Origin of the sequence: Pseudoalteromonas apostichopi, assembly GCF_030297135.1 — a bacterium.
Classification (GTDB): Bacteria; Pseudomonadota; Gammaproteobacteria; order Enterobacterales; family Alteromonadaceae; genus Pseudoalteromonas; species Pseudoalteromonas apostichopi.
Window position 1 is genome coordinate 3,317,795 of the sequence record NZ_AP028065.1, and the last position, 26,384, is coordinate 3,344,178.

At 40.0% G+C, this 26,384-nt stretch carries 24 protein-coding genes; 13 read left to right on the forward strand and 11 right to left on the reverse strand.

All coding sequences use genetic code 11. From position 1 onward, the window contains the following. Window positions 1–4 precede the first annotated feature (4 nt). A complete protein-coding gene (locus QUE86_RS15020; protein ID WP_130051634.1) occupies window positions 5–1,210 on the reverse strand; it encodes an efflux RND transporter periplasmic adaptor subunit in 1,206 nt (401 codons plus the stop codon). 437 nt (window positions 1,211–1,647) lie between these two features. Here QUE86_RS15020 and QUE86_RS15025 point away from each other — a divergent pair, with 437 nt between their 5' ends. The 3 genes from QUE86_RS15025 (at window position 1,648) to QUE86_RS15035 (ending at window position 6,307) form a co-directional block, all read left to right on the forward strand. Beyond that, window positions 1,648–2,208, forward strand: coding sequence for an RNA polymerase sigma factor (locus QUE86_RS15025; RefSeq protein WP_130051633.1), 561 nt, complete (start codon window positions 1,648–1,650; stop codon window positions 2,206–2,208). Continuing rightward, a complete protein-coding gene (locus QUE86_RS15030) occupies window positions 2,205–3,275 on the forward strand; it encodes a FecR family protein (RefSeq protein WP_130051632.1) in 1,071 nt (356 codons plus the stop codon). Before QUE86_RS15025 ends, QUE86_RS15030 begins: the two co-directional genes overlap by 4 nt. 125 nt (window positions 3,276–3,400) lie before the next feature. Next, window positions 3,401–6,307 (forward strand): TonB-dependent receptor plug domain-containing protein, encoded by a 2,907-nt coding sequence (locus QUE86_RS15035; RefSeq protein WP_434784481.1) that lies wholly within the window; start codon window positions 3,401–3,403, stop codon window positions 6,305–6,307. A gap of 59 nt (window positions 6,308–6,366) precedes the next feature. Here the strand turns inward: QUE86_RS15035 and QUE86_RS15040 are convergent, their stop codons facing one another. After that, on the reverse strand, window positions 6,367–6,765 hold the full coding sequence (locus tag QUE86_RS15040) for an ExbD/TolR family protein (protein ID WP_286258172.1): 399 nt from the start codon (window positions 6,763–6,765) through the stop codon (window positions 6,367–6,369). A 289-nt stretch (window positions 6,766–7,054) separates the two neighbouring features. On the opposite strand from QUE86_RS15040, the gene QUE86_RS15045 reads away from it, so the two are divergent. Then, complete coding sequence (locus QUE86_RS15045) at window positions 7,055–8,032, forward strand: catalase family peroxidase (RefSeq protein ID WP_178926889.1); 978 nt, start codon at window positions 7,055–7,057, stop codon at window positions 8,030–8,032. Window positions 8,033–8,276: 244 nt separating this feature from the next. Here the strand turns inward: QUE86_RS15045 and QUE86_RS15050 are convergent, their stop codons facing one another. From QUE86_RS15050 to QUE86_RS15080, 7 genes are all read right to left on the reverse strand, one after another. Further along, window positions 8,277–9,485, reverse strand: coding sequence for a beta-propeller fold lactonase family protein (locus QUE86_RS15050; protein ID WP_286258175.1), 1,209 nt, complete (start codon window positions 9,483–9,485; stop codon window positions 8,277–8,279). A gap of 357 nt (window positions 9,486–9,842) precedes the next feature. Further along, on the reverse strand, window positions 9,843–10,286 hold the full coding sequence (locus QUE86_RS15055; protein WP_054554697.1) for a ferritin-like domain-containing protein: 444 nt from the start codon (window positions 10,284–10,286) through the stop codon (window positions 9,843–9,845). A 186-nt stretch (window positions 10,287–10,472) separates the two neighbouring features. Then, complete coding sequence (locus QUE86_RS15060; protein ID WP_130051627.1) at window positions 10,473–11,411, reverse strand: LysR family transcriptional regulator; 939 nt, start codon at window positions 11,409–11,411, stop codon at window positions 10,473–10,475. A gap of 16 nt (window positions 11,412–11,427) precedes the next feature. Beyond that, entirely contained in the window at window positions 11,428–13,152 is a 1,725-nt protein-coding gene (gene aceK, locus QUE86_RS15065) for a bifunctional isocitrate dehydrogenase kinase/phosphatase (protein WP_130051626.1), read from the reverse strand. Window positions 13,153–13,411: 259 nt separating this feature from the next. Then, the gene (locus QUE86_RS15070; protein WP_130051625.1) at window positions 13,412–13,891 is read right to left on the reverse strand and encodes a DUF4124 domain-containing protein; all 480 of its coding nucleotides are present in this window, start codon (window positions 13,889–13,891) and stop codon (window positions 13,412–13,414) included. Between the two features lie 75 nt (window positions 13,892–13,966). Continuing rightward, complete coding sequence (locus QUE86_RS15075; protein ID WP_130051624.1) at window positions 13,967–15,460, reverse strand: DUF3413 domain-containing protein; 1,494 nt, start codon at window positions 15,458–15,460, stop codon at window positions 13,967–13,969. 5 nt (window positions 15,461–15,465) lie between these two features. Further along, window positions 15,466–15,678 (reverse strand): YejL family protein, encoded by a 213-nt coding sequence (locus QUE86_RS15080; protein ID WP_036967930.1) that lies wholly within the window; start codon window positions 15,676–15,678, stop codon window positions 15,466–15,468. A 63-nt stretch (window positions 15,679–15,741) separates the two neighbouring features. On the opposite strand from QUE86_RS15080, the gene yejK reads away from it, so the two are divergent. The 5 genes from yejK to QUE86_RS15105 all read left to right on the forward strand — a co-directional run bounded on the left by yejK (window position 15,742) and on the right by QUE86_RS15105 (window position 19,320). Further along, entirely contained in the window at window positions 15,742–16,758 is a 1,017-nt protein-coding gene (yejK, locus tag QUE86_RS15085; protein WP_130051623.1) for a nucleoid-associated protein YejK, read from the forward strand. 184 nt (window positions 16,759–16,942) lie between these two features. Next, window positions 16,943–17,392, forward strand: a complete 450-nt coding sequence (locus QUE86_RS15090; protein ID WP_130051622.1) for a DUF3291 domain-containing protein — start codon at window positions 16,943–16,945, stop codon at window positions 17,390–17,392. Next, window positions 17,393–17,914: a GNAT family N-acetyltransferase gene (locus QUE86_RS15095; protein ID WP_286258190.1), complete on the forward strand. Its 522-nt coding sequence runs from the start codon at window positions 17,393–17,395 to the stop codon at window positions 17,912–17,914. A 2-nt stretch (window positions 17,915–17,916) separates the two neighbouring features. Further along, entirely contained in the window at window positions 17,917–18,282 is a 366-nt protein-coding gene (locus tag QUE86_RS15100; RefSeq protein WP_130051620.1) for a cupin domain-containing protein, read from the forward strand. Between the two features lie 153 nt (window positions 18,283–18,435). Then, complete coding sequence (locus tag QUE86_RS15105; RefSeq protein ID WP_286258192.1) at window positions 18,436–19,320, forward strand: PhzF family phenazine biosynthesis protein; 885 nt, start codon at window positions 18,436–18,438, stop codon at window positions 19,318–19,320. Between the two features lie 205 nt (window positions 19,321–19,525). Here the strand turns inward: QUE86_RS15105 and rne are convergent, their stop codons facing one another. Next, entirely contained in the window at window positions 19,526–22,720 is a 3,195-nt protein-coding gene (rne, locus tag QUE86_RS15110; protein WP_286258194.1) for a ribonuclease E, read from the reverse strand. Between the two features lie 619 nt (window positions 22,721–23,339). On the opposite strand from rne, the gene rluC reads away from it, so the two are divergent. Then, window positions 23,340–24,308, forward strand: coding sequence for a 23S rRNA pseudouridine(955/2504/2580) synthase RluC (gene rluC, locus QUE86_RS15115; RefSeq protein WP_178926902.1), 969 nt, complete (start codon window positions 23,340–23,342; stop codon window positions 24,306–24,308). Then, window positions 24,295–24,987: an HAD family hydrolase gene (locus QUE86_RS15120; protein WP_130051616.1), complete on the forward strand. Its 693-nt coding sequence runs from the start codon at window positions 24,295–24,297 to the stop codon at window positions 24,985–24,987. Before rluC ends, QUE86_RS15120 begins: the two co-directional genes overlap by 14 nt. Here QUE86_RS15120 and QUE86_RS15125 read toward each other — a convergent pair. After that, window positions 24,935–25,531, reverse strand: a complete 597-nt coding sequence (locus QUE86_RS15125) for a Maf family protein (RefSeq protein ID WP_286258198.1) — start codon at window positions 25,529–25,531, stop codon at window positions 24,935–24,937. The two genes, QUE86_RS15120 and QUE86_RS15125, sit on opposite strands and share 53 nt — an antisense overlap. Window positions 25,532–25,672: 141 nt before the next feature. Here QUE86_RS15125 and yceD point away from each other — a divergent pair, with 141 nt between their 5' ends. Beyond that, entirely contained in the window at window positions 25,673–26,197 is a 525-nt protein-coding gene (gene yceD / locus QUE86_RS15130; protein ID WP_130051614.1) for a 23S rRNA accumulation protein YceD, read from the forward strand. Between the two features lie 10 nt (window positions 26,198–26,207). Then, window positions 26,208–26,378 carry a 50S ribosomal protein L32 gene (gene rpmF / locus QUE86_RS15135; protein ID WP_036967969.1) on the forward strand — a complete coding sequence of 57 codons (171 nt, stop codon included), beginning with the start codon at window positions 26,208–26,210 and terminating at the stop codon, window positions 26,376–26,378. The last annotated feature ends 6 nt before the right edge of the window (window positions 26,379–26,384 follow it).

Consider the following 26,384-nt stretch of genomic DNA (forward strand, 5'->3'; position numbering starts at 1 on the left):
GTGCTTATTCTGCGTGGCTTGAGTTAGCGGCTGGCTTGCCAACATTTACTGGCATACCCGGGAAGAAAATACGCGCCATGCCATCAACAATAACTTGGTCGCCTTCTTTTAACCCACTTCGAATTAACCAAAAGTTTTGGTATTGCTCGTTTTCTGGTTTTTTGATCCATTCACCCACAGTGACAGGGGCAGGTAACGCGACATCCATACCTTGCTCGTTTTTACTTACAACATAAACGAACTTACCCGTGCCGTTATCGAGCACTGCACGTTGCGGAACGATGAATGCGTTTTTACGTACTGCACCACTTAACTCAACGCGAACGAATTGGCCCGGGCGAAGTTGAAAATCTGGGTTAGGAATAATTGCCTGAAACTCACTGGTACCTGTGTTTGGATTAATACGCACATCAGAGAAGTTAACTTCACCGGTTTGTCCGTATAAAGAGCCGTCTTGGAGTTTAATTTGTGTTTTCCAGTGGCCTTGCTCAGGTAACGTCAGTGAGCCATTTTTAACATCTTGACGCATTTGCAGTTGTTCACGCTCAGATAAGCCAAAACGAATACGAATAGGGTCAAACTGAGTCATTTGAGTCAGTAGTAAATCTGGGCCAGAAACATAGGTTCCTTCCGAGACAAACTCACGTCCCATTACACCTGCGACAGGGGCTTTCACTTGCGCATATTCAAGATTAAGCTGGGCTTCTTTTAACGCAACCTTTGCAGCGGCTAAATCAGTTTTTGCAATATCATTAGCTGAACTAGCGTTATCGTAATCGCGTTGTGAAACAGATTTTTCGGCACGTAGTTTAGCTAATCGTTTAACGTCACGATCAGCTTGAACAAGCGCTGCTTTTGCACCATCAAGTGCAGCTTGCGCACGATCAACCGCAAGTTGGTAAGGTTCAAGATCAATAGTAAACAGAGATTGGCCTTGTTCGACACGCTGACCTTCTTCAAAGTTACGTGATTCAAGGATTCCGGTAACACGGGCTCGAACTTCAACTTCTTTTGAACCAGACAGCGTTGCTGGCAGCTCAATAGTAAAAGGTGCATCGTGTGTTTCCATAGTCATAGTAGCGACAGCTGCTGGGTGCATTTGACCCTGTTGCTGCTCTGGCGCTTCAGAACAACCTTGCAGTAGCAAGGGTGCAGACACAAGTAACAACGCAGATAATGATAATTTGGCAGGTGCGAAAGGCAGACGCATGTTTACTCCACAGTCCAATTGTTAAGTAGGTATGCATAGAAATAGTCAAACAAACACGAAAGACGAAATTATGCATATTCATTTGTCGTTTAGTTTATACCCAAAAAAGAAAAAGGTACACCCTGTAGTTTACTTTTTATTTAAAACCAAAAGATGACTTAATTTAGCCCGTCACTAAGTCGCTTAATGTATTCAAACTAAAAACCGATTTAGTAGGTGGAAGTTAATAAAAAATATAGCCAAATAGTGAGTCGAGGTGGATGAAGTAGCGTGATTTTTGAAACAGTAGAGCAAGCTTATGACGCTTAAAACAGAAGATTTTAATGAGTTTATAAAATCTTTGTTTACCAAGGGTACAAAAAATTAACAAATGGCTTGTAATTAAAATGAAATCTCGTACCCTAAAGCAATAAAAATATAATAAAGGTGAGTTAAGGATGACAGATCAAACTGGGGTTATCACCGCTTTTACTGAGATATCGAGCAAACTTAGGCGCTTTGTATCACGTATTGTCAGCCCTGATGATGTAGAAGATATTGTGCAAGAGACGTTTATAAAAAGTTATGAAGCTGATCTTAAACAAAATATCGAATATACTCACAGTTACATGCTGAAAACGGCTAAACATTTGGCACTAAATCACATTGCTAAATGGGACAATAAATACAAAGAATCGTTAGATGAACAACAACAGGTTGAACATCATATGCGTTCAATGGCACTTGAAGATGAAGTGACCTCAAAAGAACGTTTTTTGTTTTTTTGCCGAGTGACTAACGAATTAAGCCCTCAAATTAAAAAATGTTTTATCTTAAAAAAAGTCTATGGCTTAAGCCAAAAGGAAATTGCAGCTAAAATGGAACTCAGCGAAAGTACTGTTGAAAAACATATAGCCAAAGGCTTATTACATGTTCACCGAGCAATGAAATCACACGACGTACAACCCCAGACATTTAACCCAACCACTGAGTTCACTGCAAAAGAGGTGAACAAATGAGTAATGTCCATCCATTTTCATCAAAAGAAATGATTCAAGAGCAGGCGAGTCAATGGATAAGTGCAATTGATCGCGGTTTATCTAAAGACGAAGTGAGACAATTGCACATGTGGGCTCATCAAAGCACAGCTCATCAAGAAGCATTGTTTGAACTTGCGACTTTATGGGATGAAATGAGCGTGCTCAATGAGTTAAGTAGTATGTTCCCTTATAAAGCACCGCAAAAACAACCTGCAGTGTTTGGTATGGCAACTGCTGCGAGCTTTTTAGTAGTGATGCTGCTTGGTTGTATTATGCTTATCTATTCAAGCTACTGGCAAAGTGAAGAAAACGACTATGCCAAATTTACCAAAATTTATCGCACTAAAGTAGGCGAGCAAGCTGAATTTGTTCTGCCAGACAGCACTATTGTGCAGCTCAATACCAATACTAAACTTGAAGTCGCTTACTCAGGCGATCGTCGTCAGTTGATCCTGAGCCGTGGTGAAGGGCGTTTTAATGTTGCTAAAGATCCTAGTCGTCCGTTTACCGTAATTGCTGGTGATAAATCTTTTACTGCACTTGGCACAGTATTTAATGTTCAGCGAAACTCTGCCTCAGACTTAGAGTTAGTTGTGACTGAGGGCAAAGTGATGATTACTGATCCGAGTACTCAGGTTGATGCCAGTGATTTTAATCGTTTAAAAGATGCTTCAGATAACAGCGCAGATATAAAAGCACTTAAAGCGAATGTGGTTGTATCAGGCGAGAAGGCACTAATAAAACAAAGTAAAACAGCGCCAATTAAGCAGTTATCTGTTGATGACGTCCAACGCGACTTGGCATGGCAACAAGAAATGTTAATTTTTAATGGTGAGTCTTTAGACGAAGCTCTGCAAGAGGTGAGTCGTTATACAGCCACGCGTTTTGAGCTAAATGACCCAGAACTTGCCTCTTTGAAAGTAGCTGGGGTGTTTAAAACAGGCGACATTAAAGGTTTGCTTGACTCATTACAGGCCAACTTAGGTGTAGAACATCAACGTTTAGGTGAACATCGTGTTAGCTTAACGATCGCTGCAAAAGGTTAGTTCTGCCTATGAGAATACGCAATTATAATGATGTTAATTATGCGCCACCTTCTCGTCACAAAAAATTAATTAAAAAAAAGTTAAATTTACATAGCGGATTTTTCTTCCTCACTTGTTTGTTTAAATTGCGCAGTAAGCAATTGCGGTTGTTACCTGCCTCTTTTGTTATTTATGGCCTCACTACAGGCCAAGTAGCAATAGCGGCTGAAAAACAAATGCTGCAATTTGACATCAAAGCGCAACGAGCTGATTTGGCGTTAATCGAATTTGCAAAGCAAACAGATCAAACAGTCATTTTTTCTTTCGAACTAGCGAAGCAATATCAAGCGCAATCTGTGTTTGGTTTTTACACCAAACTTGATGCACTCAATGCGATGCTCGAAGGCACTGAGCTCGATGCGGTTGTTGATCATCAAGGCTTGCTGAGTATAAAACTCAAACAAGTAGATAGGATAGATAATAACATGATCAAAGTATCAGGGGTCAGCGCTGCAGTCGTGCCATTACTGCTTGCCGCCAATACGCAAGCGTTAGCAGAAGATCAATCAGCAGAAAAAAACATCGAAAAAATTGCCGTTGTCGGTAGCCGTGTCGCAGGACGCTCGGTTGAAGATTTACCGGTTCCGGTTGATATTTTAAGTGCTGAAGCACTAGAGAATACAGGCCAAACAGAAGTAGGCCGTATGCTTCAGGCTATTGCACCGTCTTTTAACTTTTCAAGCTCGTCTATCAGTGATGGTACTGATGCACTTCGCCCTGCAACACTACGCGGTTTAGGGCCCGATCAAACCTTAGTTCTTATCAATGGCAAGCGCCGCCACCAAGCAAGCCTTATTCACATTAATACCTCTGTGGGTCGTGGTACGGCAGGGACTGACATGAATGCTATCCCTGCGGCTTCTATTAAACGCATTGAAGTATTACGTGATGGTGCTGCTGCGCAATATGGTTCAGATGCCATTGCAGGTGTTATTAATATCGTATTAAAAGACGCTGAAGAGGGCGGTAAAGCGGCCATCAACTACGGTGAGTATTCAGAAGGTGATGGTGAAACAGTAAATGTTGATTTCAATAAAGGTTTTGCACTAGGTGATGATGGGTATTTAAATACCACAATTAACTACCGTGATCGTGCGCCAACAAACCGTGCAGGTCTTCATGGCTCATGTCAATTTTACGGCTGTACTGAACTTGATGACGGGACGCTATTAGCAGGCGACCCGCGTGAGTTAACCGCACCTCGTGATACGTTTAGAATTGGTGATGCAGATTCACAGCAATTTGCTTTAACTATCAACACTGGCTATGAACTTGCTGGTGGTGAGTTATATGGTTTTATTACCTATTCAAATCGTGAAAATGAATCAGCTGCGTTTTTCCGTCACAACGCAAATGCCAATGGTAACCCTGTATTACAAGATGGTGATGCAACCATTCCTATGGGATTCTTACCGAAAATTAATACCGTTATTGATGACGTGTCTTACAATGTTGGCTTTAAAAAGTCGTTCGATAATGATTCTAGCATTGATTTATCGTACACCTATGGCGAAAACAGCATTGATTACACAACAAGTGACACTATCAATGGCTCATACGCTAACTACCTTCGTTATAACCAAGGTTTAAGCGCGGCAGAAATTCGTGCCACTATCCCCCGTTCAGCATATGCATATGGCCTTGAATTATCACTTCAAACACTTAACCTTGATTACACCAAAGACTACGATAATTTCTCATTAGCACTGGGTGCAGAGCTTCGTACTGATGAGTTCCGTATTCTTGAAGGTAGCGAATACGCATACCGTGATTACGACACTGTTGATGGTATGAGCATCTACTCAGGTTTAAATGGTGGGGTAGGTAGTGTTGATGCTGCAAGTGGTACGCAAGGTTTTGGTGGTTCAGATCCGGCATCATCTGTTGATGAGTCACGCGATGTGATCTCATTCTATATGGATGCAGAAACCTATGTTATTGATGATGTGATTATCTCAGGTGCGGTACGTTACGATAACTACAAAGGCTTTGGTGATACCGTAAACTTTAAGTTAGCGGGTAACTGGTCTGTGACTGAAGATGTGTCGTTACGTGGTGCACTAAGCACAGGTTTTAGAGCGCCTTCTATGCAACAGCTTTACTTTAATAACGTAAGTACACAGTTTGTTGTAGGTGATGATGGCAGCTTAGTGGCTGAGCAAGTAGGTACATTCAGAAACGACAGTACCTTAGCGCAATCAATTGGTATTCCTAAGTTAAAAGAAGAGAAATCACAAAACCGTAGTTTAGGTATTGTGTATAACGTAACCGACAATATCAATTTAACCATTGATTACTACTCGATTGATATCGACGACCGTATCGTTATTTCTAACCGTTTAGGTAAAGGTTTATCAGATACGCTAGATGCTGCACTTGTAAGTTCAGGCGCAGGTGCGGGTCAGTTCTTCTTAAATGGTGCCGATACTGAAACCGAAGGTGTTGATTTAGTTGCCACATGGAACACAGAAGGCCTTGGCGGTACGCTAGATTTCACCTTTGCTGCTAACTTCACTAAAACAGATGTAGTTGATTTATTCACGCCATCAGGCAGTGGTCTTGAGACTATTCCGGTAGAAGATGTGTTTTCTGCACAAGAAACGTCAATTATCGAAGAATGGCAACCAGAAGACCGCATTAACTTAAGTGCGCTTTACCGTTTAGAAGATTGGACTGTAAACCTATCTCTAAATCGTTACGGCGAATACACAGTTGAAGATGGTGGTCGTCAAACATACGGTGCTGAAATCTTAACTGATGTAAAAGTTAACTACTTCTTTAACGAAAACCTGTCATTTAACATTGGTGCAAATAACTTATTTGATGTTTACCCAGATAAGAACACTATTGGTAATTCACGCTCGGGTACGATTGTTGATGCAAGTGGCAACACCATTGTTTCAAGTCCGGGTGTCTTCACTTACTCACGTCGTTCAGCACCATTTGGTTTTAACGGTGCGTACTACTACGTAGGTGCAGAGTACAAGTTCTAAACTCCCTTTAGATTCCTTTATTATTTAACTTTGCAAAGGGCCGTTAGGCCCTTTTTTAGTTATAAAGATGTGCTTATAGATATAGGAACATCTTGATATTGTTTTATTTTATCAAGCAAAGTAATCAAGGTTTTGTGGCTACTTTGCTCACTTGCGGTTACTTGTACATTTGTCATTTCAAACTGAGCGGCAAATAGCGCAAGGTTAGCGATTATTTGCTCTGGTGTTATAAGTCTATTTGCAAAATAAATACTGTCGTTTTCAGTGATAGTAAATTGCGCTTGTTTTTTGGGATTATCAAGACTTGGTTTTGCTAAAGGGCGATTGACTTCGATAGCGCGCTCTTTAACAAACGAGGTTGTTACGATAAAAAATATTAGCAAGATAAACACAATATCAAGCATAGGGGTCATATCTACATCAGCGTTTGCAAAGGTTTTTTTATGTTGTTTCACCATAATTAGGTCCTTGTTGTTTTTGACCAAGCCACAAAATTTACAATTAAGTGGATTAGCCATAGTCGTGCTAAGAACACGGATTATTTTTAAAATGCTGGGCGCCACAGCAGTTTTTAGGATCCTAAATTTAAAGTTAGCAGCTTTTAAAAATACTGTAGTTAAATAAATATTCTAAGTTTATTAAATGTTTGTAACGTTTATGTAGGTAAAAATCTTTATTAACTTTGATGAAATCATTATGAAGTTAGTCAGGTCATCTGTGTTGGAACTAAGTTTAAAGGATGGATAAATGCTAAAAATTAAGTCTTTAGTTTGTGCTATGTGCCTTGTTTTACCAACAGCAAGTTTTGCTGAGCAACCAGTAAACGGGCAAGATTTTATTAATTTATTTGAGAAGCTTTCAGGTAAGCAGCCTGGTATTAGGAAAGGTCACGCCAAAGGTGTGTGCGCTGTCGGCACATTTACACCTAATCAAGCAGCAAAACAGTATTCAATCAGCCCTTTATTTAACGCACCGTCAAAAGCAAATATTCGCTTTTCTATGGGAGGTGGTAACCCTCATGCTGATGAAACATCACGCTCGCCGCGAGGAATGGGGGTGCAGTTTGTACTAGAAAATGGTGATGTGCACAATATTGCAGGGCTAACTACGCCTGTATTTGCAGGTAATAGCCCAGAAGCATTTTTTGGTTTGCTAAGTACCTTATTACCTGACGAGAAAACAGGGAAAATCGATTTTGCGAAAGTGAAAGCATACAGAGAGCAAAACCCGAGTACGTTAGGGCAGTTTAATTGGCTACAAAGCCATAACCCGCCAGCGTCGTATGTGTCTTCGCGGTATTTTGGTGTGCATACCTTTTACATGGTTGATGAAAAGGGCGCTAAGCATGCCTTTAGATGGACTATGGTGCCAGAAGAGCCAGAACAGGTGCTAACAGAAGAGCAAATGAAAACCTTACCAAAATCATTTCTGGCTAAGCGACTTGAAGAGGATTTAGCGAAAGGCAAGGTTCATTATCGTTTTCAAGCTGAACTAGCCGAGCCCGGTGATGCGTTAACGGATCCTTCGGTTCGTTGGCCCGCTGATCGCAAAACAATTAATTTAGGAAAGCTCACCATAGAATCCACAGGTGAATCAGGTTGTGACCTCACTAATTATGACCCAAATCTTTTGTCTAAAGGCTTTATGCCAAGTGATGACAAAGTACTTAAATTACGCTCAACAGCTTATGCGATTTCATTTGCAAAGCGTTTGACGGGTCAATAAGTCTTAAGTGTATGTGTCAGGTTTGATTAAAAGGAATTAATAAACCTGGCAGGTGTGTATGAGTCAATAGCAGACTGTCGGGTAAACTCGTTTTTGGACAGTTATGAGTTAGAGTCGTGGGCGGTTCTATACCAGCAAGAGTCGTTCGGTTACCTAAGCATCAACAGTTCTTACCTTATAAGAGCTGACGCCCTGTAACGCACACTTAAGCGAAACCTAACCAACTGTTCTTGTTCCGTGATGCCTATAGTTTTTTTATTTTAAAGACAAATAATGAATTACCTTTACCAGTAGCCACCAACAGATGTTGATTATCACTAGTAAGAGTAATCGATGATATTTTCATTAATTCGTTATCATGAACACTTAACAGTTTACTCTTAAAGCTAAGTCGCCCATCAACGCCCGCACTAAACAAATACAAGCCGTGTCCCGCCTCTCCAGCAGCATAAATTTTCGAGCCGTCAGCCAATATTGCTAAACTACTGGCGCCTTCTAGGCCTGAACCACCAACGTCAGAATTATTGACTGCCTGCACAAAAGCATATTGTCCAGTTTCTTTCTTTTGAAAAACAACAATCGCGTTGCTACCTGAACAGGCGACATATAAATACTTCCCTTCAGGTGAAACGACGATCTTTTGAGGATTAACAAATTGTTCCACGCCAGCGACGCCATTTTTTATTACTTGTTTTACCAATAACTCCCCCCCGTCTTTTCGATCAAAGATAGTTAATTGATGGTTATCAAAACCCAGCACATATAATTCATCATTCAATGAAGACAAGGCTAAACTAACTGGTTTACCTAAGCTATTTTCAAGTGGTCTCGCGTCTTTTATTGCTCTATTAAAAAGAATCCGACCATCGGATGTAATATCAAAAATCGCTACAGCATTGCTCATATAGCTTGCAACTAAGAGTTGCTTTTCGTTGTGTGTCTTAATTACATCCCAAGCGCCAAGCAGTCCCAGAGTATCTAATTTACCAACGGACACATCACTCTTAAATATTCGCTCATAATGAAGACCGTCACTAATAGTTTTATTAAATCGATAACTGTTTTTATTTTTAGAAAATTGGGTTAAAGCTCCATCATAAAAGCCTGTTACAACTACCTGATCACCTTGCTCCAAATAGGCAACACCTGAAGCCCCCTCTAGTCCATTTATGTTGGTTGAGGAATTTTTAAATATTTGACTTAAAGCTAGGTTAAAATTATTGTCGACATTGAAAATGGCAAAAGCATTATCATCTCCGCTAGACACAAAAACCTTAGAATTATCCATAAGAATTTTTACGCTTCTAGGATTACCTAAGCCATCAACACCGTCATAATCATCCTTTAGTATTTGGGTGAGCTGAAGACTTTCTAACGTGCTATTAGCAGCAACATTGAAGTCAATTAGCAGAATAAATATGAAAAATAAAATCAGCTTTTTATTGTTAAACATTAACTCGACACTCTCATAGAAACATAAGTTAGATTGCATGATGCCTTATAATGTCAGAAAATGCTGCTACCCAAATTACTTCGGATGACTTTTGATTGGGAGAATTAGGAGGATCGAAGTAAACAAGATCTATTGCTCTGAATTATTTTGAGGCATTAACGAGTCAAGCTTGATGGTCAGAAATTGGAACTTAGCGGAACTTAGGGAAAGCTCGCACTTCGGATGGTGAATTAAGCTGTTGCTGTCTCTCAATAGATGTTTAAACCTAAGAGTTAAACTCTCAGGTGAGATACACACCGCTTATCTATATCTAAACAGATAAAAGCCCAGCGTAACTGGGCTTTGCACTCTCACAATTTAATGCTTTTTCATTTTACTCATTTCAGCATGACAACTTTGAATTGTCAGCAGGGTTTTTGATAATGCGGCTTCACAGTCATGTGGTTGTGGTTTTTTAAGCGCGTGTTTGATTTCAGCTAGTGTTTTATCTTCAACTTCTTCAAGTTCGCTAACGTACGTGGCGTTTTTGTCTGCACCAAGTTTAGTTATTAAAGATGTATAGGCTTTACGTGCTTCTACAGCAAAGTCAGAGCCATTTTCACGCTCGCCATTTTCGTTAATGGCATAAGGTTGTAAGCGCTCAACACTTACTTTACGCGCATCTATCATGCGTTGAAATAAGGCAATAATGCTTGGGTCGGTTACTTTTTCCTGTGCTTTTTCATAAAAATCGATACCGCTATTCATAACTTGAATGATATCTGCAATATGATGAACGTCTTGTCCTTGATGAGTATTCATAATGACCTCTTTTTGAATATTAAAAACAATGTAATTAGATACTTGCAAAGCATATTCCAGTTCATCACTTAAATATAAAGTTATTGTATTTCAAGTGGTTGTAGGTTTTTTATAGGAGGGGGATTGCTGATAAGCTAAGCTAACACCTTGCTTATCAGCAATAATTACAAATTCAGTGGTAAAATCTTACTTAAGCTCGTCGGCTACTTCTGCAACTTTTTGGCGTAACCAAATATGGCTTGCATCGCGGTGTAGCAGCGGGCTCCAAATCATATCTAGCTCAAATGGTGGAATAGGGAATGGCGGCTCTAGAATTGTAAGGCCCGGATCGTCTAAATAAATATTTGCCGCTTTAGATGGTAAAGTTGCTACTAAGTTTTGTTCTTTCGCTAAGTGAATGGCAACGTGGTAGTTACGAGTAAAGGTGGCAATATTTCGGTGTTTACCAAAGTGAGCGAGCGCTTCATCTACCCAACCTAGCTTTTGCACATCTTTAGGGTCCATCCCAACACCTACACCAAAGCCTGTTTTACTTACCCAGATATGACGGGCTTTTAAATAGCTGTCGAGGCTGAAGTCTTTGATAATTGGGTTATCTGCTTTTACTAAGCAACAAAAGCTGTCTTTCCAAATTTGTTTATAGTGAAACGATTGCGGTAAGTTTTCGAAACGGTTGATAGCCATATCCACTTTACCGTTTTCAACGTCGTGGAAGGTTACATCACTTGGAGTCAAAATATCGAGTGTGGTATCGGGCGCTTCTTCGTGTAATTTGCTCAATAAGCGTGGTGCAAGGGTACTTGCTGCATAGTCACTGGCCATGATACGAAAAACACGTTTACTTTGTGATGCTTCAAATTCGCGGTTTGGTGCAAGTGTTTCTTCAAGAGTCATTAAAATGCCGCGGATCACCGGCTGTAATTCTTTTGCACGCTCAGTTGGTACCATCCCTTCACTGGTACGCACTAAAATAGGGTCGTTAAATAAATTACGGAGTCTTTTTAGGCCATTACTCATGGCAGGTTGGGTAATGCTCAGCTGGTTAGCAGCTTTAGTTACATTACACTCTCTTAGTAAGGTATCTAGGTAAACAAGTAAGTTTAAATCTATTTTACTTATATTCATTGTGTGTCCTTGGTGTTTACCAATAATGGATAAATCGTTGTGCAGCAGGGTATGGATAAATGTGGCTAACTACACCTTGCTTATAATTGTATTGTGCTTGTCGCCAATAGGCTGGATCTTCAAGCTCAGGGTGTGTACTTAATAAATATTGCTTATACACTGGGTTTGCTGTCACAAAGGTACATAATTGCTCTGGAAACACATCTTGTGGTGCCACAGAGTAACTCTGCTCATTGGTTAAGTAATCATCGTACGACTTTGCTTTTGGTAAGGCGCGAAAGTTCATGTCTGTTAGGTACTGAACTTCATCATAGTCGTAAAAAATAATGCGATTATGTTTACTCACCCCAAAGTTTTTCAACAGCATGTCGCCTGGGAAAATATTTACGGCGATCATTTCTTTTAAAGCTTGACCATATTCTTCTATTGCTTCAAACGCTTGTTGTTCACTGGCATTTTCAAGATACAGGTTTAACGGTGTCATCCGTCTTTCAATATACAAATGCTTGATGATTAACCATTCGCCTTCAATTATCATCGAAGAACCAATGGTTTTATGTAACTCTTCAAGTAATTTACTATCAAATCGAGCCAGTGGAAATACGACGTTCGAATACTCTATGGTGTCGGCCATGCGGCCAACACGGTCATGGCTTTTTACTAATTGGTAGCGTTTTAATACGGTATCGCGGCCAAAGGGTTTGCTTTCACCAAAGGTGTCTTTAATGACTTTAAATACATAACCAAACGAAGGCAGGGTAAATACCATCATCACCATCCCGGGTGTACCAGGGGCAATAACGAGCTGATCGTTTGAATGCTCTAAATGACTTAAAAACTCTCGGTAAAACTCGGTCTTACCTTGTTTATGAAAACCTATTGCATTGTAAAGCTCTGCCAGAGTTTTGTTCGGCATAAGCTGATTTAAAAAGCGTACTAACGCAGATGGCGCATGGGTTTCAACCATAAAATAAGCACGCGCAAAACCAAAAATAACCCGCATTTGCGATGATTTGGTAAGTAGGGCATCGAGGTATAGACCTTTGTCTTCATGATGCAACACCGCAATAATAAATGGCTGTACGCCACTTTCTGATACCACACGGCCAACAATATAAGCAGCTTTGTTTCGGTAAAACGGGGCTTGCAGTATATCAAAGCGCATTTGCCATGCTTGGTGATGTGTGTCGGGTGCTTGCTTATAAAAGGCCTTTACCAGCAAGCGGATATCGCGTTCTAAATCGACAAAGGGCGCTTTAAAATCAAACTGGTTAATAATTTTGCGTATCGTGGGTCTTAGGCCATCAACAACAGGGTGGTAACTTCGGTACTCTACTTCCATCGGTAATGCTGGAGCATCCGCTAAAGTTGCTTTAACAAAGATAAAGTCATTATTAAAATAACGGCGATGAAATAAGCGGCAAAACACCGAGTTGTAAAAGGTTTCGGCGAGTTCTGCTTGAGGGTGAAAGCGCAAAAATTGTTGATAGAGTTGTTTAGTTTCAAGCCAGCAGGTTTGGTTTAAGGTAATAATTTGCTGTTCATTAAGCGATTTGAGCTTAGCAATGGTTTCGTTAACCCGATCATCGTAATGGCTAATTCTGAGTTTGCTTATCTCATTTATTTTTTGCCAATCGCGGTTTGCAAACGCGAGTGGCGCTTTGGCAGTGATCGCTTGAAAGAGTTTATAGTGATTGCGAAACCCAGATAAAATTAACTCTGCAATGTGTTGTGGCTGCATATAAACTCCTTCTAACAATCATACTAACCCGCAATAATACTTAATCATTTTGAAGGATTAAAGTTGTCGCTAACTGCGTTAAAAATCTCTAATTTAGAACAACTAAATAACGACATTTTTGCCTTGTTATCAACAAGGTTTTATTGCATCAAAATAGTTCACTTAATTAAGCGTGTTGGTCTTATACCAACATAGAGCAATAACTCTATAGGTGTTAAGAATATGTTATTTATTCTTTAAACCCAATAGTAAAGTGTATTTAATTATAGCGAGCTAGTTTTTTCTCAAGTTTTGCGAGTTTTTTATTAACACTTTTCACGTCACGCCCATATTGCTTGTTAATTGCTTTCAGTTGTTTTTTGATGTCTTTACTAATCTGCTTAGCTTCTTTATCAGACAAAATACGATTTAGGCGTTGTTCTTGTTGATACTGAGCTCTATCTCGGTTGCGGCTTAAAATATCTAAACGGTACTTATAACTGCGAATTTCAGCCTCAATATTCCTGATAATTTGCTGGCGTTCGAGCTCATTAAGCTCTTTAACAAAGTTTTTCGGAGCTTGTAAGTCTGGGTCGGTTACTTGGATCTTATGTTTTATTGCGCGGCTACCGCAGGGAAATTCACTAAATATTGTGCCTCTGTCTGTAACACATTTATAGTATTCAGTGGTGGCAGCCATTGAGTTGTATGAAAAACACAGTAGGGCTATTGATATAAGGTAAATGATTATGGCTTTCATGACATCCGTGTCTCCTAATCAAATAAGGTGTCTAATATCTAAAGCTAGTTCATATTATTGATTTATCAATAAGTTCTAAGGCGTATATCGCTTCAGTTTTTTAATACTTTGCACTAAGAATGGAATATCTAATCCTTGTTCAATTGCAAAGCCTTGTGCTGCTGAAATATTTTTAAAATTACCATCAGAATCAATCAGGGTGATTCGGTCTTTTTTAAATGCGATAAATACATTTTGCGAGTAGTTTACGCCAGTGTCATCATGACGTTTATATAGGTTACTACCTAACATGGTTTGTTTAGCTAATGTTTTGCAGCCAAGGTAGTGACCAACGCTGGTGGCGATAATATCGCTTGGTTGAATAAGCCCATCGGTTTGTACAACTTTTTTATCTGAGCTGTATAGACGTGAGGCTGTGACAATGCCATTGCTTTCTTTAGCAAGGCTAAAAGCAAATACGGCATTGGCAGATTCGCGAGTTTGTGTTGCAGCATCTGCACGTACTAAACGTACCGCAGGGTTTTGATCGTCGTTATTAATAAATTCGAATTGTTCAAAACCATTAATTTGAATTGAGCGATTATCAGTAAGCCACACAGGTAGTTGCTGCTTGTCTAGAATAGGTGCTTTGTAAAATGCTGGTAGGCCATACACTAAACTAAATAAAGTATCTTCGGCTTCAACAGGCTGTAAGAACAAATCGGTTTTACGCAGTGCCGGCTCAGTGGCAACATATTTCTCAAGTTCAGTATTGTTTTCAAATACTAAAATATCGATAGTAGCACTCGACTCAGCCTTACACTCGGCAAGTGGGGCCGGTGCTAAGTAATTAATATTATGTGGGTCTAGCCTAACATCGTGAGCTTCTTTATAGCTTTCGATATCAAGTAAATCATTTTTTGCTAATAAGCTTTTTGCTGTTGTTGGGTATGACAATGGCAATACATTATCTTGCTTAGTAATATCAAATTTTAAGTTAGCGTCAGCCCAAATATGAATACTGTGGCTTAATGCAAAGCACACTAAGATAGTGCTGGTTGCATAGCGCGGGAATTTATATTGCTTTAAACGCGCCAAATGGTGCCAAGTATAGTTACTGACTAATAATTGAAACGCTAAAATTAGCAGAACAATACCGCCTGCAAGAATCGTTGTTAAAGCGGGTGAGCTTGTTAAACGGTGCCACAATAAAGAAACTATCTCTGGTAGGGCAGAAGTATTGAGGTGATAACCCAAGTTGAAATACACATAGGCATCAAGCGTTAAGAATGATGCCCCAAGTGTTGCGATAATTGCTGCCATCCCTCTAATATGCCGAGGGTATGGAAACACTAAGCTTAATGGAAATATCGTTAAAACAAAGGCAATAAAAGTAATAAAGCTCGTGTGACTTAACCAAGTCACGAGCATGTAAACATAGCCTATAAAAGTGGTTGGTGCACTGTCTGCGACTAAGTAGCTTAAGCTAATAAATAGCACTAAACCTATGTTAGCAAAAGTGAACCAATGGCCCCAACTTAAAAGCTGACTTACTTTTGAAGAAAACTGACTTTGTTGCGATAAATTCATAAATCTTATTTAACCGACTGTGCTAATGCTTTGGCAAAGTTGTCGGCAACAGCTTGTCTTTTCTCTGATGGTACATGCTCTTTTAAAATATGCGTGATAGAATTTCCTAAACACATAAGGCTTAAATCAACAGGCGCTTTGTGCTCTGTTAGTACATCAATCAGCTGATCAACGATTTGTTCTACTTGCTCATTAGAATATTTTGATATGATAGGCATCAGTTGGTTCGATAAAAAGAGTTATATTCCCGTATTTTAACACCAGAGGCGTGAAAAACAAAGATGACAATAGATGTTAAAAAATTAGTCGTTCATTATGTAGACAAAAAAGATGACGATACAGATATTCATTTACGCAATGATGAGATGGTTGTTAACGATAAAGTAGCCGTTTTTATTGAGCAGCTACACCATGCATATAATGGTAAGCCAGGTAAAGGCTACTGTGCATTCAGCGGCGAGAAAAACAGCATTGTTGCTTCAGCAATGCAAAGTTACCGTAACAATGAACTAGGCTTTTGGCACATGACAGAGCAAGCAACGAATGTGCTTAAAGAAGAGTTAAATAAGTATGCTTTTAACGAAACGGGTTATTTAGTTTTTTGCCATTATCAATATGTGGCAAGTGACTTCTTGTTAATTGCTATGATCAATATTAAAGAGCATTATTCAATTACTTCTGAGCTTGATCTAGCATCATCACGCCACTTAGATATTTCGCGTATGCAACTAGCTGCACGTGTAGATTTAACTGCGTGGGATACACAACCAGAAGATAACCGCTATGTGTCGTTTATTAAAGGTCGTGCGGGTCGTAAAGTTGCTGACTTCTTTTTAGACTTTTTAGGCTGCGAAGAGGGCATTGATCCTAAACAGCAAAGCCAAGTCATGTTAAATGCTGTAGAAGATTACTTATCTGAGCAACAATACGATAAGTCAGAGAAAGACGAGCTACGCAAGCAAGTATTTGATTACTGTAATGATTGCGTGACAACAGGTGAAGATGCCAACGTTAAAGAACTTTCTGCAACCTTATCGAAAAATGAAGACAGTCCATTTGACAGCTTTTGCCAAGAGCAAAGTTACGACTTAGAAGAGTCTTTCCCTGTTGATAAGAAAACAGTCACTAGTATGGTGAAGTTCTCAGGCATGGGCGGTGGTGTCAGCGTGAGCTTTGAACGTAAACACTTAGGTGAGCGTGTAATGTACAACGAGGCTACGGATACACTTGTGATCAAAGGTATTCCACCTAACCTTAAAGACCAGCTACAGCGTTTTATGGAGCAGGAAGAGAGTTAATTTGACTCAACTTTAATATGAAGATAGATAACACTTTTTAGCCCAGCACTAGCTGGGCTTTTTATTAATGAACAAAAACATTAGATAAGTTAGGTTTGATTTTCAATAACTTTGTTATTGATATATAGCTTAATTTTAATACACTAAAGGTACAAACTTCCCTATGGCTATGGAGAGTCATAAGATGAAACTTGCTCAGCTAAATATAGCTCTTGCCAAATACCCATTGGATGCGCCAGAAATAAAAGATTTTGTAGACAATCTCGATTTAATAAATGGCGTTGCTGAAAACAGTGCTGGATTTGTATGGCGATTAAAAGACGAATCAGGTGATGCTACCAATATTAAGTTATTTGATGATCCGAATATGATTATCAATATGTCTGTGTGGGAAAGCGTTGAAGATCTTAAAAATTTTATGTTTCGCACTCATCACAGAGATTTCATGCGTAGAAAAGCTGAATGGTTTCATCGCTTAGCTGAAGATAGTTATGTTTTATGGTGGATTGAAGATAAGCATATTCCAACCCCTCAAGAAGCATTAGAAAAGTTGCAATATCTTCGTACAAACGGTGACACACCTTATGCTTTTACATTTAAAAGTAATTTTACAGCTGAAGATTTAAGAGATTAAATGAATCTTTCATTTAATACACAGAGACTAAACGTTATTGAATTAAACTCGAATGACACTAAGTCAGAGCGAACTACTTTAGTTAACGCTTTACCTGCGATATTAACACCTGCTGTAGTTGCAAACTTACCTAGTTATTTTCAGGGGGTAGATTCTATAGCTGCAGCTGAAAAGTGGCTGGCTAACATGCTTAACGAGTGCCGTCTATTAATGCTGCAATCTCAACATCAAGAAGTTATTGGGCTTTTATTTGTATATACCGAAAAGCATGATGCTCATATCGGTTATTTGTTAGCTGAGCAGTATTGGGGGCAGGGTCTTGCACTTGAGTTATTGCAGGGCTTTATAAACCTCGCTTGTACTCATTCATACTGGCGTAAGCTTATTGCTGGTGTTGATGAGTTAAATACACCATCGATTAAGCTTTTAAAAAAATTGGCTTTTGAAGAACAAGCTTCAAAGGAAAATGGAATGTTATTTTATGAATTTGACTTACACAAAGATCGTTTCGGAGATGAATAAATATGACTTACAAACCAGTTAACTTTAAAGACAAGTTTTCTAAATTCACAGAGCATTGGTCTCCAAGGGTCATTGCTGAAATGAATGACTATCAATTTAAACTCGCTAAAGTTGAAGGTGAATTTGTTTGGCATGATCACCCTGATACTGATGAAGTATTCATTGTTATTGAAGGCATGCTTGAAATTGAGTTTAGGGATGGCGTAGTGACTTTAGAAGCTGGTGAATTATTTGTAATTCCTAAGGGCGTTGAACATAAACCAAAGGCAGACACAGAATGTAAAATAATGCTTGTTGAACCTAAAGGGGTTGTAAATACAGGTAATGCAGGTGGGCAGTTGACCGCGGTTAATGATGTATGGGTGTAACGTCAGCTTAGGTGTTAGATTTAGAATCGTAAGAATTATATTCCTTGTATAAAACAGCCAATTTAGATCTCAACTTTTATAGCACTACAAACATATCGATATATTATGGCGCAAGTGTAATACCTAGTTTTTAACTTAAGTATGGAAAAAATAATGACAATAACTGCATTTTTAGTTAACTCATTTACAGCAGAGGGAGCAGGTGGTAACCCTGCAGGCGTGGTATTAAATGCTGACAATCTTTCAGATACAGAAAAATTGAAGATTGCAAAAGAAGTTGGCTTTTCAGAAACGGCTTTTGTAGAGCAAGATCATGAAGTTGACTTTGCTGTATCATTTTTTACTACAACCGAAGAAGTTGATTTTTGTGGACACGCAACACTTGCGGTGTTTGCTACCTTATATGACCAAGGTATTTTAAACGCAGGTAATTACACTCAGCGAACAAAAGCGGGTTTGTTAGGTGTAACAATTGCCGAAGACGGGCAAATTACCATGGAGCAAGCCTTGCCAAATTATCTTGGCAACTTAGCTTATGGTGACTTTGTAAACTTACTAGGGCTTTGTGAAACAACATTCGCAGAAACAGGCTTGCCAATAGATGTAATAACTACAGGTTTACCGGATATTATTATCGCTGTGCCCAATGGCTACTTAGATAAAATCAATATCGATGAAGTTGCGCTTAGCGAGTTCTGCCAACAGCATAATGTAATTGGTGTTCATGCCTTTGAATTATGTGAAGAGCAAAGTGAGCTGACCGCAAGTTGCCGTAACTTTGCGCCTTTGGTTGGTATACCCGAAGAGTCAGCAACCGGTAGCGCCAGTGGTGCGCTTGCATGCTACTTATCAAAGCATGTATTTGTACAGCAAGAAAATCATTTTAAGTTTGAACAAGGCCGAGCAATGGGGTGCAGTTCACACATTTCAGCCAGTGTTTATTCGAACGAGCAGGGTGTTTATAAGGTTCTTGTGGGCGGCTATGCAACTCACCTAGGTACACAAGATATTGTTATACCAATCAGCAATAATACTTAATCATTTTGAGGGATTAAACCTGTCGCTACCTGCGTTAAAAATTTCTGATTTAGAACAACTAAATAACGAAATTTTTGCCTTGCTATCAACGAGGTTTCCTTGCCTCAAAATAGATCACTTAACTAAGCGAATTGGTATTATTTAAAAACATTACACACAAAAAAGCCGCGTTAAAAAACGCGGCTTTTTTAGTTAAGCGACTAAATTAATCAGCCGCTAAGGTTTTTGCCATATCAGCACTGGCTCTGCCAGCAGGTTTAATTGAACCTGCACGAAGGCCGCTATCTGGAATAGTTACACGTTTGTCATGTGCCATAGCCGCTGGCGTTGGCTCTGGCTCACTGTCAGTTACAGGCGTAGGTTTTGCCATTGCAGCGCTTGCTGAACCTTTTACTAAAACTGTTTTCTCATTTTTAGCAGGTGCTTCAGCTTTTACTGGTTCTTCAGCTTGTACTGGTTCTTCAGCTTGTACTGGCTCTTCAGTTTGTACTGGCTCTTCAGCTTGTACTGGCTTTTGAGCTTTTACTGGCTCTTCAGCTTGTACTGGCTCTTCAGCTTGTACTGGCTCTTCAGCTTGTACTGGCTCTTCAGCTTGTACTGGCTCTTCAGCTTGTACTGGCTCTTCAGCTTTTACTGGTTCTTCAGCTTGTACTGGTTCTTCAGCTTGTACTGGCTCTTCAGCTTTTACTGGTTCTTCAGCTTGTACTGGTTCTTCAGCTTGTACTGGTTCTTCAGCTTTTACTGGTTCTTCAGCTTTTACTGGTTCTTCAGCTTTTACTGGTTCTTCAGCTTTTACTGGTTCTTCAGCTTTTGCTGGTTCTTCAGCTTTTACTGGTTCTTCAGCTTTTAATGGCTCTTCAGCTTTTACTGGTTCTTCAGCTTTTACTGGCTCTCCAGCTTGAGCTTGTTTAGCTTTTAGCTCAGCTTCATATTCAGCAGCAGCTTGATCAGCAACCGGAATGAATGCAGGAGCATCAGTTTTGTCATCACTCGACTTCTCGTCTTGCTCAGGGCGACGACGACGTTGACCAGCAGCACGTAAGTGACGTGGTGAACGACGAGAACGAGTGCGAGGTTGCGCTTGCTCTTCGTCTGTTGATGCTTCAACAGATTCAATTTGCTCTGTTTGTTTAGGTTCAGCTTCTGTTTTAACTGGTTTAGCTTGAACTTTCTTTTCAGAATCTGATTGTTCTGCTTGTTCAGTCTCAACAGCTACTGTTTCTTTTGCAGGCTTAGCTGGTTTCTCAGCTTTTGCAGCTTGCTCAACTGTTTCAGTTGTTTTTACTGTATTCGCATCATCTGCATGTTCATCCTGTACGCGAACTTTCTTGCGTAAGTTACGACGTTGGCGACGAACCTTAGGTTTAGTTTCCTTCGGTTGCTCTGCTTGCGTTTCTTGTGCAGTATCTTTTGTCGTTTGCTCTACATCATCATTACGTTTTTCATTACGTTTTCTGTTGTTAGAATTACGACGACGTTTGTTGCGATTCTCGTTACCTTCTTTTTGCTCAGGCTTATTAGAAGTGTTTGTGTTTTCTTCTTTAGCTTGTGCATCATCTGGACGCTTATTGCGCGAATTACGACGACGTTGATTGTTGCTACGGCGACGGTTGTCGTTGTTGCGACGATTATTGCTACGTCTTTGTGCTGCCTTTTTCTCTTCTTGCTCTTTTTCAGCTTCCTCTTCGGCATTACTGAATAATGATTTGAAGAATTTACCAATTGCAGCAAATAAACCACCTTCAGACTTTTTAGCCGCAGGAGTGGCTTGTTCAACTTTAGGCGCAGCTTGAGGAGCAGGTGTTGTAGGCATTACTACACCTTTTAGAACCGGCTCTTCACGAACTGGTGCTGAAGGCGCTTTAGCCATTTCAAATGCTTCTGGCTCAGGAGCAACAACTTGCTCGTAGCTTACTGTTTCGATTGTTTCGTCTTTACGTAAGCGAACTACTTCGTAATGAGGTGTTTCCATGTGTTGATTAGGAATGATCACAACATCAACGTTATGGCGCTTTTCGATGCGCTGAACACTACGACGTTTTTCGTTTAATAGGTAAGCGGCAACAGCAACAGGCACTTGTGCATTTACTTGAGATGTGTTGTCTTTGATTGCTTCTTCTTCGATTAAACGAAGGATAGACAATGCAATTGACTCGTTAGAACGAATCGTACCTTGACCATTACAACGAGGACATGGGCCTTGGCTTGCTTCACCTAATGAAGGGCGCAGACGTTGACGCGACATTTCAAGCAGGCCAAAGCGTGAGATCTTACCAATCTGTACACGGGCACGGTCAGGGCGAGCAGCGTCTTTTAAACGGTTTTCAACTTCACGTTGATGGCGTGGTGGTGTCATATCGATAAAGTCGATAACAATAAGGCCACCTAAGTCACGTAAACGTAATTGACGGGCAATTTCGTCTGCGGCTTCTAAGTTGGTATTAAGTGCTGTTTCTTCAATATCACCGCCTTTAGTGGCTTTTGATGAGTTGATATCGATAGACGTTAGCGCTTCAGTTGGGTCGATTACAATTGAACCACCTGATGGTAAGCGAACTTCACGTTGGAAAGCAGACTCAATTTGGCTTTCAATTTGGTAGTGAGTAAATAGTGGTACATCGCCCTGATAAAGCTTAACACGGCTCATGAAATCTGGACGGAAACGCTCAATATGCGCTTTCGCTTCTTCAAATACACGTGCTTTATCAATTAAAATTTCACCAATATCACGACGTAAATAGTCACGGATTGCGCGGAAAATTACGTTACTTTCTTGGTGAATTAGGAATGGAGCAGGGCCGCTATCAGCTGCTTGCTGAATTGCTTGCCAATGCACTAATAGTGCTTTTAAGTCGTAATCAAGTTCTTCAAATGATTTACCAACACCTGCGGTACGAACAATTAAGCCCATGCCTTTAGGTAACTCTAAACGGCTTAGTGCTTCTTTAAGTTCAGTACGCTCATCACCTTCAATACGGCGGGAAATACCACCCGCACGAGGGTTGTTAGGCATAAGTACTAAATAACTACCTGCAACACTGATAAAAGTAGTTAACGCTGCGCCTTTTTGGCCACGTTCTTCTTTATCAACTTGCACGATTACTTCTTGGCCTTCTTTGATCACGTCACGGATATTTGGACGACCTTGGAATGTATAGCCTTGTGGGAAGTAGGTGCGAGCTATTTCTTTAAGAGGAAGGAAACCGTGTCTTTCAGCACCATAATCAACAAAGGCTGCTTCTAGTGACGGTTCGATACGGGTAATTTTACCCTTGTAAATATTTGCTTTTTTTTGTTCGTGACCTGGGCTCTCTATGTCTAAATCATACAGGCGCTGGCCATCAACCAGTGCAACGCGCATTTCTTCTTGCTGCGTCGCATTGATTAGCATACGTTTCATATTGTTACTCTACTAATTCTGTCGCTGACATGACGATATAAACTCGTCTGTTCAGTGGTTTCTGACGGTTGTTTTTGTGCAGTCTCACGACTGGTTAAAGTCAAAACCTGAGGTTGTTTGCTTACATTGAGCATCACTAAGTGTGGCTGACAATAACATGTTGTCACGTTATTAAATTCTTTTTGGTGTCAAAACTGCCGCCAATTCTGCGGTTTTAATTTACGAGTTCTGTCCCGAAGTCGACCATGTTCAAATTTTTATTCAATGTCTTGCTACAACAGCTGTATCTGAATGACGTTGCTACGTCGTCACTATCAGTCAATTTATCTTGTTCAATTGCTTTTTATGTTCATTAATCAACATTCGTGCTCAAATTATTCAGGCAATATATTACGCGCATCGCCGATAATTGAACGCTCGTGTTGGCTGGGTAATTATAAAAGCTTTGGAAAACTTAGCGCGGATCTGTATGATCGGCAACCCAGAATATGCTTCACGAATGTATTAATGTGATAAAAGCACCGTTGTTACTTGCAAACTTTATGTTCGCGACGGTGATTATCCCACTATTACCGTCGCGTTAGCAACTAAATTATTTACTTAAATCAGTGATTAGGCAATGTCAGAAAAAACCGGCTTACAAGTTTCGTTTGTTACCATAGGTGAAGACCATCTCGGTCAACGTATTGATAACTTTCTTATTACTCACCTAAAAGGTGTGCCTAAAAGTGCAGTTTATAAAATCCTTCGTAAGGGCGAAGTGCGAGTAAATAAAAAACGCATAAAACCTGTCTACAAACTACAACTAAATGATGTAGTTCGTATTCCACCTATTAAAGTGGCTGAAAAAGAAGAGTTTGTGCCAAAAAAACTCGATAAGGTAAAACAGCTTGAAGACGCCATTTTGTTTGAAGACAAGTATTTAATGGTGATCAACAAGCCTTCGGGCATGGCTGTGCATGGCGGCAGTGGCTTGAGTTATGGATTAATTGAAGCACTTCGTGTACTTCGTCCAGAGGAGCGTAGCTTAGAGCTTGTTCACCGTTTAGACCGTGACACATCAGGTTGCTTGCTAATATCAAAGCGTCGTTCTGTGTTGACTGATTTGCATAAGCAGTTACGTGAAAAAACCATGGAAAAGAACTATTGGGCGTTAGTCGATGGCCAATGGGACTCTAAAACAAAAAATGTTACCGAAGGACTTCGTAAAAACACGTTGAAGTCAGGTGAGCGTGTTGTACGCGTTGATAATAATGAAGGTAAACCATCACATACACGTTTTCGTGTGCTTGAGCGATATGCTGAGTGCTCACTAGTGCAAGCGTCGCCGGTAACAGGGCGTACTCACCAAATTCGTGTGCATACACAATGTAAAGGTCACCCGATTGCTTGTGATGATAAATACGGCGTTGCAGAGTTTGATCAATACGTGAACAAGCTAACTGGTTTAAATCGTTTGTTTTTACATGCTCATGATTTACGTTTTATGCATCCTAAAAACGAAACAACCATGCATGTTGAGGCACCACTAGATAATGCACTTAAAAACTGCATTAAAAAGCTACGTGCAGATAATGAACAAGTTTAAGCTGGTTATTTTCGATTGGGACGGCACAGTGATGGACTCTGTGCCAAAAATCGTTACTTGTTTGCAAAATACAGCAAGACAGCTCGGTATTGCTGTACCAACAGTTCAGCAAGCAAAAGATGTGATTGGTTTGTCGCTAGCAAAGGCTACAGAGGCGCTTTTTCCTGCTCATTTACATTTAAACGATGAACTGGTTGCAGCTTACAAAGCGCAGTATCGTGAGTTAGATGTCACACCCACGCCTTTATTTGCTGATGTAGAAACTGTACTAAAGCAGCTAAGCGACGCAGGTATGCAATTGGCAGTGGCTACCGGTAAAGGTCGTGAAGGCATCGATAGACTACTTAACGAGTCAGGCCTTGGTAAGTACTTTGCCACTGTAAAATGCTCAGATGATGCTAAGTCTAAGCCATCACCGGATATGCTTGAGCAAATTTTACAAGAGCAGGGCATAGCTAAACGTGATGCTGTGATGGTTGGCGATAGCCAACTCGATATGGCAATGGCTAATGCCGCAGGTATTGCTTGTATTGGTGTGAGTTTTGGTGCTCATAGCCCGGCGCAGTTACTACAACACACGCCGTTATGTGTTGTCGATTCATATCAACAGCTATTGCAAGTTTTAACTACTTCCCTTGAAGCATCAATATATCAACATCAAACTCAGCCAGCACTTTAGTTAATGTGATCAGTGGCAGACCTATCAATGTATTAGGGTCATCGCCACTGAGCTTTTTAAATAAACAGATGCCTAACCCTTCACTTTTAAAGCTGCCTGCGCAGTTGTATGGCTGCTCTGCATCGCAATAAGCATTGATCTGCTCAAGTGTGAGTGTTTTAAATGTCACATCAAACGGCACCACAGTGGTAATTGCTTTATCGCTCTGTATGTCATATACACTTAAACCCGTTAAAAAGGTCACTGTGTGGCCACTGAACGATGATAGCTGCTTAACGGCATTCTCTTTAGTATGAGGTTTACCTAAAATTGTATCGTTGAATACCGCAACTTGATCAGAGCCGATCACCAAACCTTCACTAAAATGTTGTTTGGCAACTCGGGCTTTTTGCTCGCTTAAACGTGCAACTAATTGTTCTGGCGTTTCAGCTGCAATAGGGGATTCATCTATATCTGGTGAAAAACTTTGAAAAGGTAAGTTAAACTTAGTTAATAATTGCTGTCTAAAAGGTGAGCTGGACGCTAATATAAGTGTTGGTTTCATAATAAATTCTGGATAAAAATTGTATTTTGCCAAGGATAAGCCACAATGAATCCGAAAACAAAGCAGAAGATCGTTAAAAACCTATCAAAATTGGTTTTTTACTTTGACTAACTTACTAACTATCTATATGATGCAGCCCCTATGCAAAAGGTGAAAATTCCCATCACTCTTCATCCCAGCAAAGCAGCTCAACATCGTTTAACGTATGACGGTATTGTTCCGCTTGAAAAACTTTCTCGTTTAGAGCAAGTTGTGCAGGAAGAAGTAGGTGAAATAGCGGTAAAGATTCATTGCAAAATTGATGAGCAAGGTTTAGTGGTAATAAGTGGAAACTTATCAACACATGTAACTGTAACTTGTCAACGCTGTAATGGTGAATTAGGGTTGGATTTGGATCAAGACTTTGTGTATTCGCCAGTTGGTTTGGATGCAGAGTCAGATCATCTTCCTGAAGGCTACGATGAAGTAGAACTGGACGAAAACGGTGAAATCAACGTATTTGAGTTAATCGAAGACGAATTGATTTTAGCGATTCCAATAGTGCCTACACACAACGAAGCTTCGTGCAGTTATTCATCAGAGCCTACTAGCTTTGGTAAATTAGCAGCAAAAGATGACAAACCAAATCCATTTGATATTTTGAAACAACTTAAGAAAGATTCTTAGGAGAAGACTAATGGCTGTACAAAAAAGCAAAAAGTCTCGTGCAAGACGCGGCATGCGCCGTTCACACGATGCGATCAGTGGTCCAACTTTAACTGTAGATCAAGTTTCTGGTGAGACTCACCGTCGTCACCACGTAACTGCTGACGGTTACTACAAAGGCGTTAAAGTAATTTCTAACTAAGAGATT